At 64.4% G+C, this 15,045-nt stretch carries 12 protein-coding genes, 2 tRNA genes and 2 pseudogenes; 1 reads left to right on the top strand and 15 read right to left on the bottom strand.

What is annotated here, in order from left to right; translation table 11 throughout:
- Positions 1 to 390: 390 nt before the first annotated feature.
- Complete coding sequence (locus BM051_RS19975) at positions 391 to 1,131, top strand: alpha/beta fold hydrolase (protein ID WP_092532525.1); 741 nt, start codon at positions 391 to 393, stop codon at positions 1,129 to 1,131.
- Between the two features lie 57 nt (positions 1,132 to 1,188).
- On the opposite strand, the gene BM051_RS19980 is transcribed toward BM051_RS19975, so the two are convergent.
- From BM051_RS19980 to BM051_RS20035, 15 genes and pseudogenes are all read right to left on the bottom strand, one after another.
- Positions 1,189 to 1,821, bottom strand: coding sequence for a C39 family peptidase (locus tag BM051_RS19980; RefSeq protein WP_092532528.1), 633 nt, complete (start codon positions 1,819 to 1,821; stop codon positions 1,189 to 1,191).
- A 609-nt stretch (positions 1,822 to 2,430) separates the two neighbouring features.
- Positions 2,431 to 2,820, bottom strand: a pseudogene (locus tag BM051_RS28590) (hypothetical protein); the annotation flags it as partial.
- A gap of 94 nt (positions 2,821 to 2,914) precedes the next feature.
- On the bottom strand, positions 2,915 to 3,772 hold the full coding sequence (locus BM051_RS19985) for a DNA-methyltransferase (RefSeq protein WP_243859660.1): 858 nt from the start codon (positions 3,770 to 3,772) through the stop codon (positions 2,915 to 2,917).
- Positions 3,773 to 4,031: 259 nt separating this feature from the next.
- Positions 4,032 to 4,313 carry a hypothetical protein gene (locus tag BM051_RS28595; RefSeq protein ID WP_134046256.1) on the bottom strand — a complete coding sequence of 94 codons (282 nt, stop codon included), beginning with the start codon at positions 4,311 to 4,313 and terminating at the stop codon, positions 4,032 to 4,034.
- A gap of 104 nt (positions 4,314 to 4,417) precedes the next feature.
- Entirely contained in the window at positions 4,418 to 6,376 is a 1,959-nt protein-coding gene (locus tag BM051_RS19990) for an AAA family ATPase (protein ID WP_092532535.1), read from the bottom strand.
- On the bottom strand, positions 6,373 to 6,654 hold the full coding sequence (locus BM051_RS28600) for a hypothetical protein (protein ID WP_134046258.1): 282 nt from the start codon (positions 6,652 to 6,654) through the stop codon (positions 6,373 to 6,375). Before BM051_RS28600 ends, BM051_RS19990 begins: the two co-directional genes overlap by 4 nt.
- Positions 6,647 to 8,788: a DEAD/DEAH box helicase family protein gene (locus BM051_RS19995; protein WP_092532538.1), complete on the bottom strand. Its 2,142-nt coding sequence runs from the start codon at positions 8,786 to 8,788 to the stop codon at positions 6,647 to 6,649. The genes BM051_RS28600 and BM051_RS19995 overlap by 8 nt, the downstream gene beginning before the upstream one ends.
- Positions 8,785 to 9,366 carry a hypothetical protein gene (locus tag BM051_RS30695; protein WP_424923297.1) on the bottom strand — a complete coding sequence of 194 codons (582 nt, stop codon included), beginning with the start codon at positions 9,364 to 9,366 and terminating at the stop codon, positions 8,785 to 8,787. Before BM051_RS30695 ends, BM051_RS19995 begins: the two co-directional genes overlap by 4 nt.
- Before the next feature lie 370 nt (positions 9,367 to 9,736).
- Positions 9,737 to 9,809 (bottom strand) — tRNA-Arg (locus BM051_RS20000).
- 64 nt (positions 9,810 to 9,873) lie between these two features.
- Positions 9,874 to 9,963 (bottom strand) — tRNA-Ser (locus tag BM051_RS20005).
- A gap of 276 nt (positions 9,964 to 10,239) precedes the next feature.
- Complete coding sequence (locus BM051_RS20010) at positions 10,240 to 12,210, bottom strand: acetoacetate--CoA ligase (protein ID WP_092533017.1); 1,971 nt, start codon at positions 12,208 to 12,210, stop codon at positions 10,240 to 10,242.
- 188 nt (positions 12,211 to 12,398) lie between these two features.
- Positions 12,399 to 13,042 (bottom strand): annotated as a pseudogene (locus tag BM051_RS30010) (ESX secretion-associated protein EspG).
- 4 nt (positions 13,043 to 13,046) lie between these two features.
- On the bottom strand, positions 13,047 to 13,721 hold the full coding sequence (locus BM051_RS20025) for a hypothetical protein (protein WP_092532547.1): 675 nt from the start codon (positions 13,719 to 13,721) through the stop codon (positions 13,047 to 13,049).
- Between the two features lie 190 nt (positions 13,722 to 13,911).
- Positions 13,912 to 14,106, bottom strand: a complete 195-nt coding sequence (locus BM051_RS20030) for a hypothetical protein (protein ID WP_092532550.1) — start codon at positions 14,104 to 14,106, stop codon at positions 13,912 to 13,914.
- A gap of 189 nt (positions 14,107 to 14,295) precedes the next feature.
- Positions 14,296 to 14,946 (bottom strand): dienelactone hydrolase family protein, encoded by a 651-nt coding sequence (locus BM051_RS20035; RefSeq protein ID WP_092532553.1) that lies wholly within the window; start codon positions 14,944 to 14,946, stop codon positions 14,296 to 14,298.
- Between the last annotated feature and the right edge of the window lie 99 nt (positions 14,947 to 15,045).

Below are 15,045 nucleotides of genomic sequence, written 5' to 3' on the forward strand. Positions count from 1 at the left end.
CCTTACCTGAAACCACAGCCTGTGACGACTTCTCTTACTCAACGTGACAGGTGTGACTTTTTCTTGAGCCCGATCAGGTTAACCACTGCTCCCGGAGGGTGCAACGTTTGTCACCCGGGTCATCAACGTCGTTAATGGGCCCGTTCGCCCCGTTGACGAAGGATCGCGGGCCAGGATTCACCTTTTCTTACCAGTGGGTCAATAATTCCCGAGCATTTCTCGCGTTAGCGGTGGCGTGAGAGGTGTCGCACGTCTCGGTCGTCGCCGCTCCGCCTCTCGGGATGCGCCGCCCGCCCGTGACCGTCGTCGGCAGCGCCGAAACCAGGCGCGTTCTGTCGTACGCCCGGCCTATCGTCAGCGGCAGCGATCACAACGAGGCGAGGTGGCGAGATGGCGACGTTCGTACTGGTGCCCGGCTTCTGGCTCGGCGCGTGGGCCTGGGCGGAGGTCGCCGAGGCGCTGCGCGCGCACGGCCACGACTGCCATCCGGTGACACTGCCCGGGCTGGCCGAGCGGGCCGCCGAGGGCACACCGGAGACCGACCTGGCCACCCATGTCGATGAGTTGGTCGGGCTGCTCGAGGGCAACGACCTGCGGGACGTGGTGCTGGTCGGGCACAGCGGCGCGAACGCACCGGTCACCGGAGCCGCCGACCGGGTGCCGGAGCGGCTGCGCCGGCTCGTCTACGTCGACACCGCGCCCATGCCCGACGGGATGTGCGTGGCCGACTTCTGGGAGCCGGAGTACCTGCGAGCCGCCCGCGAGCGAGTGGACGCCGAAGGGGACGGCTGGCGCCTCCCGCCGCCGCCGTTCGACCCGGCCGAGGACCCGGAGGAGCTCGCAGGGTTGACGGACGAGCAACTCGAGTTGCTGCGCCAGCGGGCCACGCCTCAGCCGTTCCGGACGGCGGCCGAGCCCCTGCGCCGACCCGGCGCGACCCCAGTGGTCCCCACCTCGCTGATCGCCAACACGATCACGCCGGACGAGGTGCAGGCGATGATCGACAGCGGCAGTCCGGCGTTCGCCGTACTGGCCGGGGTGGATCTGCACCACCTGCCCACCGGCCACTGGCCGATGCTGTCCCGGCCGAAGGACCTAACCGACATGCTGGACCAGATCGCCCAGGGGTGACGCCCGCAGCGCGGCGGGCGTCACCTGTACCCCGCGTGATCCGCGGTCATGGACCACTCAGGCCACGTAGACCTTGAGGTAGCGAGTGAAGGAGGAGGCCGAGACCCAGTACTTCTTCGGCACGTTGCCGAAGCCGGGGCGACCGGACACCGGGTCCGCGACGAGGATGCGGTCGCCGTCGTAACCGATCACGGCGACCCAGTGGTCGACGGTCTGGTTCGAGGGGTAGCCGGGCGGACGGGGTCCGCCGGGCCGCACCAGGATGCCGGCGGCGACGGCGTAGCCGCGCTTGACGTCGTACACCACGTCGTTGTGGAACCCGCTCTTGGCGGTCTTGATCTCGTACCAACCCGTGTTCAGGTGCTTGTTCAGCGCGGCCCGCATCTCGGTTCGGTGGGTTCCGCCGTCGTTCTCGGCCATGCCTTTGAGCTGGTGTTGCGTGGGCGGCTTGCTCATCCGGGCGCTGAGCACGATGTGCGCGGTGGCCGGTCCGCACCAGTAGGAGGTCGCCTGCCGCACCCAGTGCACGCTGAGCGTCTTCCCCTGAGTACAACACTCGGCAGCGGCCGTGGTGGCCTCGGTGGGCATGGACGGCACTGCCATCGCGGGAGTGGCGGCGCCCAGGCCGACCAGCGCCGTTGTCAGAGCCAACGCCGCCAGAGCATGGCCGCCTCGGGTCTTGATTCGCATCCGGATCTCCTTGTCGCCGATATGTGCGGCGGTCGACCGGACGCGTGGACCACGAGCCCCCGGGCCTCGTGGTCCCGGCGGACCCCGGTGCCGTGCTCGTGCGAAGCGACCGGCGCCCGCGGATCCAGCCCACTCCAGGCCCTCCGGTGGATCAACGTTGTTCGACCCTGCTCGAACAGCTACTCGACCACGTCGGGTGGCCGATGCGGGCCGCCGGCAGCCGGATACTATCGCGGCCAGATAGGAGACGAAGAACGCCCCGCGATCCTGCCGGTACAGGTCAGCGAGGCGTTTCGGGCGTTCCCCGACGCGCGTCCGAAGAAATTCGAACCCCCGACTTTCTGATCCGTAGTCAGTCGAACCCTGTAACGCGGTGTGTCCATCCTCAGTACCGGATGTTGCCTATCTGGGCAGGTCAATGCGCATAACCCTAGTTGCGCAAACTGGGCAGTATGCCTACTGCCCGTAACGCTAGGGCCCTCATTGGTGATCAACTAGTACCTCAGGCGGGATTCGTGATCCTTACTGGTGTGGGTGCCTGAAGAAAGGAGGCAGCTGCAGTGATTATGAACAGCAGTGTGCACTAATCATGATGGTGAGGTGGCCACGTCAGGTGTTGATCAAGCCGGTGATGGAGGCCTCCACAAGAGCTTCCTTCAGGCGGGCAGCGAACGGCCCTCCAAACTTCCGCCCATAACGATCGCTGACATACTGGTGCCATCGAGACGGGTGCCGTGCTTCTCCGACTACCGCCCACATATTTACTTTCTCGCACACCGAAGCACAGCTAGCCAAATACCTCAGCTGAGACAGCTGGTGTTTTCGCGCGTTGCCTGTCAAACCGCCGATACCCCAACCTGCGAGCAAAACATCCGATTCTCGAACCACCTGTCTTATACGCCGCCGTGCGGCCAGCCAGCCGCCAACCTGCTCGCCCACCACATTAATGGCCAAGGCATCCTTTGTTGCAAACGAGAACAAATTAGCAACCATCACAGAGCTGCACCCAGATGTTCAGCAACGACATGCAGCCTGGCGATAGTGCGAGCACGCCCAGTCAACGGCGGGTTAAGCAGGATTGCCCCAAGCACACTCACAACCTCAAAGACTTGCCTGCAACAATGCCCTCAATCGAAGCTCGCACCTCGCCCATGTTAGCGGCAGGCATAAACCGGACCACAGACTGTGCCGCGTACTCATGGTCAAGTTCGCAAGAAATCCACCGACGACCTAGATTCTCCGCTGCCCTACCGGTAGTATTGGAGCCTCCGAAGAAATCAACGACCAGGTCGCCAGGCTCTGTGCACATTTGTATAAAAAATTCTGGAAGTTTGAGCGGAAAACGTGCTGGATGACTACTCAGACCGAGCGACTTGACGGCACGCAGATAGGAATCGTTGGACTGGCTATTCGGAATCGTCAATAAATTAGATGGGAGAGCGCCTCCGTTGTCACGGCCAAATGCCTTCCCGATTTTATGCTCAGACGGACGGTCCTTCGGCGTATAATAACGGGCGGGATCCGCGAGGAGACGCTGCATCGACTTCGAATACGGCACCCGCACCCGGCTCACATCAGCCTTTGGGTACTCCGTCTTTGATAACCACCACACAGTGTTCACGGAATTCTTCGCTCTGATCTTCCGCTTATTCACCCACTCGATCGGCGCCGGCAAGCTAGATGGGTTGTACCAGTAAAACTCCTGAACCAAGTAATAGTTCAGGTCGTCGACAAACGAAATCAAAGCGCGGAATTGATGCAGCGACCTGACGGGAACACCCTTTTGGTAAGCACCGCCAATGTCTATAACAAAGCTCCCGGTAGGCTTGAGTGCATCTTTAGCCAATTTGGCAAATTCATTCAGCCAAGCCACATAGTTCTGTTGGTCTTCGTTGCCGTAGGCCTTCTTCCGCAGCAGTGGAAAAGGCGGACTTGTGATGAACAGGTCCACACTATTTGCTGGGATTCGCGCCAACATTTCAAGGCTGTCCCCGCTCAGCTGGGCCCCGAGAGAGGTCGCATAGCAAACTCGCCTGGCCTCAAGCTCGTCATGCATTGCCATCCTCCGCGGTGATCACCAGCCTACCATACCTGGTCTCGGTCAGCTCAGCAGAGACCCCCCCGGGAGCATGTCGCCTTCCGATCGCCGAGCCTTAGACCCAACATCGCGCTGGCGCGAGCACCGACTCGCAGGTGCCCTCCTGTGCACTCTAGCCAGTAGTAGCCAGGAGATCGCGCAGGGTACGAATCTCCCCGACAGCCACTCTGTCGTCCAAGGCGATCACACCGACACTCATCAGTGTTTCAAATACCCGATAGGGGTCTTCATGCAAATCAGGATGGAGTGCAAGCAGCAAGTCACGAAGCTCGCCCTGTGGATCGACGGATCCCACGTTGAAGTTCGAGCCGTTGGCAGAACCGAAATCCGCTGGCCTCTCCAACGGCATTCTGAAACGTAATGCGTATGCGATACCCACACGGGCGACATCCACTAGGTCATTGAAGGGGAACCGCTCCTGTAGGCGCCTCGCCGCGTCTGTGGCATCCGGAGTGAATGCTATATTTTTCCGAGAGCTTTGGCGATCGACAGCGCCTGTCATGCGGGTGCTCCTGCCTCAATTTCAGTGTGGCGGGCTGACACGCGACGGAGATGATGCTCGCCTACCAAATAGGTACCAATCTCGGCAAGTGCAACCTGGCGATTCAGCTCTTCCTCGTGCGCCAATAGCACCACCTGGTCTGTGATCTGCGGAAAGGTTCGCAGGACGTGTGCCCTATGCGTCTTATCAAGACGACCGAACGGAGAGTCGGTAATAATCGGCCCACTCGTCTGCGAGCACCGCTGCAACGCCGCGATTAATGAAATCGCCACGATATGCTCATAACCACTCGACCTATTCAAGACCTCGCTACCATCCTTGTGTAGGATCTTCAAGCCATAGTTGGCGTTTATCTGCAAACGGTCATAGTCCTGCTCAGCAGACAACACCCGAAATACTTCACTTGCTTGCTCCTCCACTCTATCCCGGAGCCTATCTCGGAAGTCGTCCACCGCCGCAACTAGTAGCTGATGAAGGTTCGACAAAAGGTTTACCTTACGGTCTTCTTGGCCCGTTCCAGCTCCTCGTACCTGTTGCAGCTTTTGGGAGAGTGCTGCTACAGCCCGATTTGCACGCTCTAGCTCTTGGCGGCTCGCCTTCAGCCGCGTCCGCGTATTGTTCAGGCTCACCCTGATGTTTCCGTACTGGTCTGTCAGGCTGACAATCGATTCCTCAGTACCTTCTGGAGCCTCATCCATTTGCGCATTCAGTTCACCGAGCTCGCTTTCAGCATCCGTGAGATCGACACGCGCCTGGCTCAGCTCGTCCTCTAGGCGTGCAATGTGCTCGCCGTCTGCTCTCAGCTTGCGTAGCACATCTCGACGTGCCCGCAACGAAACCAGCTCTCGCTGCACATCGGTGACATCGCCAGCCTCAGCACCGTCATGCAGGCCTTGGATAACATCAGCTTGCACAGCCTGACGGCAGGTCGGACAATATCCTGTGGTCGCGGCGGTTGCCATTTGCTGTGCGGTGATAGCGCGGGTCAGCCGGTTGCTAGCACTGTCGATCAGTTCCTCGACCTTCGCCAACTCCGCACCCACAACCGGCATTAGGATCGCTCGCCATGTGCTGTTAGCTTCCTCTGCCAGCTCTTCTTCCCGATCCGATACTCGTTCCCGCAGCCGTTCCACTTCGTTCTTCTTGGTGTCACGACTGGCCATCAGCCCGCGGAACCGCGTATTAGCAGCCAGGCGCTTCTCGACCTCGTTCAAGTCGTTTTGAAGCTCTTCAACGAGGCCCACAAGCTCATCGACGTTTTTTCGTTCGTTCTCAGCCTCCTGTTGTGCAAGCTGAAGCTCATTGCCGATCGCCCGTGTACTCTTGTCTTTTTGCGCCGCCTTTGCCTGGGCCGTCCTTGCTTTGGCAAGCAGTGCGCCGATATCATCCCGTGCGTGAGTGAGAACTGGTAAGCCAAGGATTCGCTCAATCGCTGCTTTTAGCTTGTCTCCGGCCTCACTTCCTTCAATGAGAAGTTCTTCGTACTCCTGAAGCAACTCGGCGTCGAAGAGGAAGAACCGTGCTGTTTGTTCAGGCAGGAGCGTAGCCAGCTCGCGATCTCGTTCCTCAGGACCCAATACGTCACCGTCTTTGACCAAGCTGACCACAACACTGAACGAACCCCGGTCGAACAAGTGCTGTCCTGCATCCTTACGGTACGCGCGTGTCAGCTTGTAGATATGCCCGTGATGCTCGAAAACCAGAGTGACCTTGAATGGTTGAAGGACGGAAGCGTCGGCGTCGTCCCTATTTCCGACAGTCGCCGGGTCGATTCGCGTCGACCCGCGCCCAAGCATTATTCCGAACAGTGCCCACCTGATTGCATTAAGAAAGGTAGTCTTGCCACGTCCGTTTTCGCCCCATATCAGTTCGATGCCGTGCTTATTCGCAAAGTCAAAACGTTGGACGCCCCTGTAGAGTCCGACATCAGTAAGCTCCATTGACACGAGTCTCATGACTGCGTCCCTCTCAGGTTAACGTCCACAACTGAGTCGACGTGCTCCATATTCGCTGCGCCCCCGGACAGGTGCTCGTCAACAATGCGCTCAATTGCCCGCACGGCAGCAGCTCTGTTATCCGGGTTGCCCTGTTCAGCATCGAGAACAGCGGCGAGCAGGCCTTGTGGTACTTCTGGAAACTCGACCGAACGTAGTTGCTCTGTCGCGATCACCACGTCTTCCGCCTGTGGCGGCGGAAGCGTTACGGGTTCACTGTTCGCCAGGTCGTCACTCATACTCGCCCTCATCATCGGTTTCGATCTCAACACCAGCCGCCCCGACGGCCTCATCGGTCTCTACCGGAACTCCATACTTGATGCACAGCCGCTCCACATACGTTAACGCCTGGGGGTTCGCAGCACCACGGGCAAACTCTCGCACGCGGTGCAACTCACCCGCAAGAAGCCGGTCCCCGTCCGCGGCGTGCCTGTCATCAGTTGAAGCCGGCACGACGACCGCGTCGTGCAAGAAGGCCAGGTTTTTACCAGGGTATCGCCGCAATATTCGGCCTCGTCGCTGGACGAATTCACGTGGGTTTCTGCTGCTTGCCAGTATCAAGGCATGGCTCACCGCCGGTAAGTCGACACCCTCGTCCAGGCACTTGACACTCGCAAGTATCCCCCCATTGATATCAAGTTCGGCAAGAGTCGCCTCACGGTTGCCCGCCATCTCGGTATGGTATTCTAAAGTTTCAAGGCCACTAGAGGAAAGCATTTCTCGAACTTGGCGAAGTTGTTGCAGGCCGTCGCAGTAGACGAGCCATCGCTGCCCAGGTTGGAAATGTTCGCCGACTACTCGGGCAGCTAGGGGCACTTTACCGGAAGCACGCTTAAGAATTCTTGCCCGGGCAATCGCAAGTTTCTTGATCATGTCGTTACCGGCGATATCATCGAGTGCGTCACGTCGGCGGCCGGCTTCCCGCCGTAGCTTTCGCGACAGTTCGTCGTAGCTCGATTGTTCTATTGGGCTAAGGCTTACCTCGTGCGGAATGTAGGTGTACGGCGTGAGCACCCGATCGCGTATGGCATCTTGCAGGGTATATGGCGGTTGAAGTATGCCGCCGAAGTAGTCCAGCAGCCGGCGTGTTCCCTCGGGGTCGCCCGCTCGCGTGGGCGTCGCGCTCAAACCAAGTCTCCACGGTGCTCCTATCGTTAGGAGCTTCTGCGCCTGTGTGCTGCCGAGACGATGAACCTCGTCTGCCACAAAGAGCAGGCGGGGATTAGGGCTGAGTCGGCTGATGAAGCCATCAGTGGAGGCGGTTTGCAATGTCGCCACTACGATTCTGGCCGTCGCCGCTCCCGCTCGAGGACTTGTCCAAGCCTGCAGCAGGTCGTCATTCCGCCAACTGTTATTTCCGCTGCCAACCATGAGGATTCGCGGTGAAATATCTTTTAAGTGAGCAGCTAGCTCCCGTTGCCATTGTTCCAGGAGCAGTGCGCTGGGTACCACCACCATTGCTGTGCCACCTTCGGCAAGAACCCTACGAATAGCGTGCACCGCTGTGTAAGTTTTGCCGCTTCCCGTCGCGTGCTCAAGCAGGCCGCGCCGCCCATGGAGTTCCCACGCCGCTAAGGCTTCGACCTGGTGGTCACGCAACGGGCGCACATTCGCTGGTGCGGCTGATCGTATTGAGGCTTCGGCCAGTACCTCGTCGACCAAGACCTCCCATTCTTCAGGCCCTGCTTCGCGGATAAAGTCAACCGCCACATCAGGGACCGGACGCACATCAACGGTCTTTATCTCATTGCGCCACAACGCTTCAAACCGGTCTTTGGCCTCGACGACCCGCACCGCGTCCCTGCCGCCAGCCCAGGACGGGAACACATCGATACTTTCCAGATTTCCATCAGCGGCGATTCCCATAAACGTCTCATTCATGGAGCCACGAAATCCGACAATGTTACCTAATTGATCTGTAAAAAGACCTACCTTGTCATGAAAGAGGCGTCTATCGCCAGGACTGCTTGCAGACTGAAGGATCGCTATTCGCAGATCGACAACGCTAGACGCGATCATTCCTGCCAGGACACGGGCTGGCTTTCGTGAGCGGTCGCTGTTCAGTAAAACTCGGAGTTCGGCGATGAGAGCGGCGCTAAGCTCGTCGTCGGTGATGGCCCTATGGCCCTCACGTAGTGCAACCACATCAGCAGACGAAAATATCGGCGAACAAATGAGGCGGATCCGCCCGCCAGATTGGACAAAGTCTTTTAACGCCGGCCAAGCTATCGAGAAGACTGCCGATGAAAAGTAGCCTGATATTCGATCGTATTGGACTGCCGTCCGCATGCACGGAAGGTAGAACTGGCCAGCGATGTCGTCGACACTCTTGTCGTAGCTTGGGGCGAAGTCGTAATCACGAAGGCCAGTCATTTTCGGTCCTCAACTTTGGAACTCGCTAACCCGTCGAGCAGTGAACGTCGGGTCAGTTCTTTCCGTCGCAAAATCCCGGTGACGAGCTGGTCAGTTTGCACGGCAACCACCCACTCTGGGTAACTGCCACCCCGTCTAACGTCCCGACGTTGCTCGCTGCATCCATAGATGGCTGCGTCGTGCACCGTCTGCGCGGCGACCTGCACCCCCTTAGAGTACGGGAAGTCTTGGTGTGCGACCGCATCCCACATCACGAAGACATCGAAGGCCGCGACGTAGCCGGCAAGAAGTACTAGGCACCCTGGTGACATGTCCAACGTTCCTCGCTCCCGTGGTCGCTGGCCAGGAAGGCGCAGCTGGATGCGGTAGTCACCCGCCTTCCGCTCTGCCGGATGGTCAGTGCAGTTGAATACGTAAAGGCGGACGTGCCGCGGCAGCGGCTGGCGGCAGACCAAGTCGAGGGGCTTCGCCGGTGCCTCGTCCGGGAGCTTGGTAACCACGGCGTCCCCTAGTCCAGCCAGGAAGCGTCGATATAGGTGGTGCAACGACCACTTGTCCCCCGGCTTCCACTCTGGCACGTCACTAGGTTATCGGCTAGGCAGAAGCAGATGGTGCGCCGGACCACAATACGCTGTGTGATGAGAGTGCCGCCGGCGTGAGGTTGGGGGCCACGTCGCGAAGGCCATCAGGAGGGCTACCCTTACCCGGCTCTCAAGGCCGAGGCTCCGCGATGCCGCAAGGCGGTGGCCGACTGAGCTCGTCACGCAGCGTAGCGACAACGTTCGACAGGAGCCTGCTACAGATTGCCGCTCACAGGGGCTTGCGCTGCTGTCGAAAACCGCACGGGGCCCTTCGGGGCACCCCTACGGACAAAACGGACACCAGTCGATCGTCTAGTTTGATCTTGAAAAGCAAGAAACCCGCTGCTCAGAGCGGGCTTCTCTTGCGCGCGCCCGAAGGGATTCGAACCCCTAACCTTCTGATCCGTAGTCAGATGCTCTATCCGTTGAGCTACGGGCGCATGTTCAGTTGTCTTCGGTTGTCGGGCCGCTGGGGCCCGGTGGCTCTCGGGGACCGAGAACCGGCGGAGGCTCCGGGATTTGAACCCGGGAGGGGGGGTTACCCCCAACCGCATTAGCAGTGCGGCGCCATAGACCAGACTAGGCGAAGCCTCCCAGGTCAACGACCACTGCCCAGACAGCGTACACAGCCCCCTGGGCAACGGACAAAGCCCCCCTCGCATGGGCTTCGACCTGCGGAAACGCGGCGCGACCCGGTTCACCTGGTGACCTGGCCCACCAACGCCCCGAGGTCGTCGCATCCTCGCGCCGGCCGGCGACGCCTCCTCGACGGCGCGCGGCGCGTTCCCGGGGAACGTTGACCGCCAATCGAAGGCTGGCCCGGCCCCGCGGAGCTGGAGCCGGGCCGCCAGCGGGCAGCGCGGTGTGGCGTCAGGTCTGCCGGCCCAGCGCGACGAAGGGGTCGAGTGCGTCGGGGTTGGCCAGGGCGTCGCGGCTGACGGCGCGGTCGGGGGCGGTGCCGGTGAGGATCTTCTTCACCGGCACTTCGCATTTTTTGCCGTTGAGGGTGCGGGGGATGGCGGGGACGGGGATGAAGTGGTCGGGGACGTGGCGGGGGGACAGGGCGGTGCGCAGTTCGCGGCGAAGGGTGGGTTCCAGTTCCTCCAGTGACGCGTCGTCGGCGAGGACGAGGAAGCACAGCAGTTGGCCTTCTTCCTGGCCGACGGTGGTGGTGTCGATGACCAGCGAATCCACTACCTCGGGGTGGGTTTCGACGAGGCGGTAGAACTCGGCGGTGCCCATGCGCACCCCGCCGCGGTTGAGGGTGGAGTCGCTGCGGCCGTGGATGATGGCGGAGCCGCGGTCGGTGATGGTGATCCAGTCGCCGTGCCGCCACACCCCGGGAAACTCCGCGTAGTAGGCGTCGTGGTAGCGGGTGTGGTCGGGGTCGTTCCAGAACCCGACGGGCATGGACGGCATCGGCTGGGTGATCACCAACTCGCCGACCTCGCCAATCACCGGGTCGCCGCGATCATCGAACGCCTGGACGGCGGCGCCGAGCCAGCGGCAGGACAGCTCGCCTGCCCACACGGGCACGTCGGGGGCGGAGCCGACGAAGGCGGTGCACAGGTCGGTGCCGCCGGACACCGAACACACCTGCACCCCCGGCAACTGGGCGGCCAGCCACCGGAATCCCTCCGGGGACAGCGGCGCCCCGGTCGACCCCACCGCCCGCAGCGCCGACAGGTCCCTGCCGGCGGCGGGATTCAGGTCGGCTTTGAGGCAGGCCTGGATGAACGGGGCCGAGGTGCCGAAATAGGTGACCTTGTGCCGGGCGGCGAGGTCCCACAGACGGTCGAGGTTCGGGTGGCCGGGGCTGCCGTCGTACAGGACCACGGTGGCGCCGACGAGCAGGCCGGAGATGAGGTAGTTCCACATCATCCACCCGGTGGTGGTGAACCAGAACAACCGCTCCCCCCGGCCCAGATCCGCGTGCAGGGCCAGGGCTTTGAGGTGTTCGACGGTGATGCCGGCGTGGCCGTGCACGATCCCTTTCGGCAGCCCGGTGGTGCCCGAGGAGTACAGCACCCACAACGGGTGCTCCGCCGGCACCGCATCGAACCCCAACTCCGCGCCCTGGTGTTGAGCGAGCAGACCGTCCCAGTCCAGGGTGCCGTCCACCCCGCCGAGGCCCGCATAGTTCACCAGCACGGTGGCCGCCAGTGAGGGCAACTCGCTCCGCAACTGCTCCACCGTCGGCCGGACGTCGAAGGTGCGGCCGTTGTAGTGGTAGCCATCCACCGCCACCAGCACCCGCGGCTCGATCTGAGCGAACCGGTCGGCCACCGCGCGCACCCCGAAATCCGGCGAACACGACGACCACACCGCCCCCACACTCGCCGCCGCCAGAAACGCCACCAGGGTCTGCGGGCAGTTCGGCGCCAACGCCACCACCCGATCCCCCCGCCCCACACCCAGCCCCCGCAACACCGCCCGCGCCGCCGCCACCCGCGCCCGCAACTCCCCAAACGTCAACGACTCGGCGGCCCCATCCTCCCGCTCGAACACCACCGCCACATCACCATCACCCTTGGCCGCCCCCGCCACCGGTGACAACGCATGCTCGGCATAGTTCAACGACCCCCCTACAAACCACTCCGCCGCCGGCAACCCCCCGGACACCACCTCACGGGGCGGCTCATGCCACCGCACCCCCACAAACTCCGCCAACGCCCCCCAGAACTCCCCCGGTGAGCCCACCGACCACTCCCACAACCCCGCGTAATCGGCCACGGACACCCCCCGCGAGGTGGCCAACCACCGCCGAAACTCGGCCATCCGCGACTTTTCGACCTGCTCGGGACTCGGCCGCCACAACACCTCGGGAACGTCAGCAGTCATGCCTTGCACCCTAAGGCACAAGGGAACCCAGCTATGTCGACAAACCGACTCACCAGGCGACGGGGCCAGTAACGCCACGAACTCCTCGGCCATCGCCCGCAACCGCCCGGGGTCGGCCGGCGTGACGGTCACCCAGTCGTCCCGGCGCCACAGCGCGTACCGCCCGTCGCCGGTGTCCACCCAGCCCATCACGCCGGGCCCGCGCACCCACCGCCCGTCCGGGATCCGCACGGCGCCGCCGAGCTGCCCGCCCCGGTCCGCCCGAACACCGCACGCACCACGGTGTTCGTCTCCGCCGGCCGCGCCCCGGCCGCGCGCAGTGCCGCGACGAACCCGCCGGATCCCTCGCGTTCCCCCGCCGCGCAGGCCCGCGGGTAGTCGGCGGCGGCCCGTACGTTCGCCGGCGCGCCCGACCCCGCCGGCAACGGCGCCAGCGCGTCCAGCAGCGCGGGCATCAGCGCCCCCGCGCTGACCGGCCCCAACCGCACCTCCGTGCCCGCGACGCCGAGTGCCACCGCGTCCGCCTTTCGAGCGCGCCGACCGGCCGGAACGCCGTGCTCGGCCCCTCGGCGTGCAGGTCGATCCGCACTTCCGCGTCGGCGACCCGCCGCAGGAGCGCCGCGAGGTCTCGGTTCGGCTCGACCACGGTGCCGAGCCCGCGCCCGGCGAGCGCCGCGCCGGCGGAGCGCACCAGCTCGGCCGGAACGGCCGGGGTGCGCCCGATCGGCGGAACGTCCAGCACCGCGGGCGGGGAGCCGAGCCCCAGCTCGGTCCAGAGCAGGAAGAGCTCACCGACGTGCGGCCGGATCCAGCCGCTGTCCGGGTCGCGCACCGCGTCAGCGCCCCCGGCCCGACGGCTCCTCGCCGATCACCGGGGGCATCACCGGCCCGCCGAGGTCCCACACGTCGTCGTCCTCCCGCGGGTAACCGGGCCGCTGGTGCTCGGTGTCCACACCCTGCCGGGCCGCCGCCGATCGGCGCGCCCAGGGTCGTGCCGGTGGCCGGAACCGCGCGGCGCGGCCCGACGGTCGCCGCGGCCGCAAGGGACGCCACCGGCCCGCCGCCGGCGCCGGAGCGGCCGCCCGCCCCGAGTTGCTCCGCCGTGGCCGCACCACCGGGCGGAAGGGAAGCCCACCGGCCCACCCGGCACCGCGCTGGCCGTGGTGCCCTCGTCCGGCTCCGTGACCTCGGGTGAGGGTGGCACCGCGGGGTCGTCCTCGTCCGGCCCGCGGAAGGGGATCCGTGGTGGCGGGAACTCCGGCACCCGCCCGTAGACCTCCCCGGAGTCGCACTGGAACCGCTCCCATCACCTCGGCGGCCTGCTGGTGCAGCTCCTGCGCGTACTCCCGGTTCGCGCCGTGGTCGTCGACCAACTCGGCCGCCCCGGCGAAGCCGCCGCCGGTGAACGGGCTCGCCGCGTCACCCTCCCGCGGGTAGGTCGTGATCGGCGCGGGCATGGTGTCGCGGGCGATCTTGACGTGGTCGGCCTCGTCGGCGACGAGCCGGGACACCCCCAGTCCACGGCTCGCGGTGTCCTCGGACCAGTGCCCGAGCTTCGCCCGCGGCCTCCCTGGCCAGCTCCGCGGCCTCACCCCGCCAGCCGAACGCCGAACCCTCCATTGCGCGGCGCAGGTCGAGGACGATCTCGTCGAGTGCGGTGCCCAGGTCGCGCCTACTGCCGGGCGACCTCGTCCGCGCCGGTCAGGTCCACGTCCCGGCGCACCATCGCGTACAACTGGTGGTGTTGTCCCCGAACCCCAGCGGCACGTCGAGCCCGGCGCCGGCGGCCTCGATCAGCTCGTCCACCCGGCACCGGATCGTGTCCAGCTCGGTGAGCAGCCGGTCGGCCGCGTCCTCGTCGAGGGTCAGCCCTCCGGACCGCGCCTGCGCGTGCACGACCTGGATCGGCCGGCGACCGGCGCCAGCGCGGCGCCGGCGGGCGCGGCGAACGCGCCGCCCGGGGATCGCGCGTCGAGTGCGGTCGGGCGTTCGTCGGTCACGGTTCATCCCACCCAGCGGGTGTTAGCCAGATCACACTAACCCTGACGGGTGGGGCAGGTCCCGGTTCCGCCGAAGTTCCGCCGATCAGCGCAGGTGGGCGTCGAACCAGTCGAGCGCCCGCTGCCAGGCCTCCTCGGCGGCCGCGGGGTCGGCGTCGAAGCGGTGGTTGGCGCCCGGGTAGCGGACCACGTTCGTCGCCACCGCCGCGGCGGACGTGGCCTCCCGCAGCCGCTCGACCTCGGCCTCGTCGGCCTCGTCGCCGGTGTCGCCGTGGATGCCGAGCCAGGGGCAGCTCAGCTCGGCGGCGATGTCGACCAGCGGCGGCAGGTCACCCGCCACCGCCCGGGTGATGCCCACCGGGGAAACGCTCACCGCCGCGCCGAGGGTGCGCCGGGTGGCGACCACGAACGCGGCCGTGCCGCCGAGGTCGAAGCCGATGACCCCGAGCAGGTCGGCCTGGATGCCGCGGCCGGTCAGCCAGGCGAGCGCGCCGTCGGTGGCGTCGAGGACCTCCGCGCTGCCCGGCCCGGTGTCGCTGACCGCCAGGTGCGGCGCCACGGCGAGCCACCCCTCGCCGGCGAGGCCGCCGAGGAGCAGCAGCACCCCGTCGTTCACGCCCTCGGCCTCGTGCAGGACCACGAGCCCGCCGCGCACCGCGCCGTCCGGCTCGGCGTAGGTGAGCCGGCGGGCCCCGCCGTCCGGTCGCTCGTAGTCAACGGTGTGCGTCTGCGTCATGTCCCTACTCAACCACTGGAGTGTGAACCTACGTCAACATGACGGACGCGACCCGGGGGCCGATAACGTGGTCGCGGAGCACCCGACCCGAGGAGCCAT

Origin of the sequence: Amycolatopsis arida (assembly GCF_900115565.1) — a bacterium.
Lineage (GTDB): Bacteria > Actinomycetota > Actinomycetes > Mycobacteriales > Pseudonocardiaceae > Yuhushiella > Yuhushiella arida.

Coding starts and splice junctions, on each gene's coding strand:
- BM051_RS19975 (WP_092532525.1), top strand. CDS start 391: ATGGCGACGTTCGTACTGGTGCCCGGCTTCTGGCTCGGCGCGTGGGCC.
- BM051_RS19980 (WP_092532528.1), bottom strand. CDS start 1,821: ATGCGAATCAAGACCCGAGGCGGCCATGCTCTGGCGGCGTTGGCTCTG.
- BM051_RS19990 (WP_092532535.1), bottom strand. CDS start 6,376: ATGAGACTCGTGTCAATGGAGCTTACTGATGTCGGACTCTACAGGGGC.
- BM051_RS28600 (WP_134046258.1), bottom strand. CDS start 6,654: ATGAGTGACGACCTGGCGAACAGTGAACCCGTAACGCTTCCGCCGCCA.
- BM051_RS19995 (WP_092532538.1), bottom strand. CDS start 8,788: ATGACTGGCCTTCGTGATTACGACTTCGCCCCAAGCTACGACAAGAGT.
- BM051_RS20010 (WP_092533017.1), bottom strand. CDS start 12,210: ATGACTGCTGACGTTCCCGAGGTGTTGTGGCGGCCGAGTCCCGAGCAG.
- BM051_RS20035 (WP_092532553.1), bottom strand. CDS start 14,946: ATGACGCAGACGCACACCGTTGACTACGAGCGACCGGACGGCGGGGCC.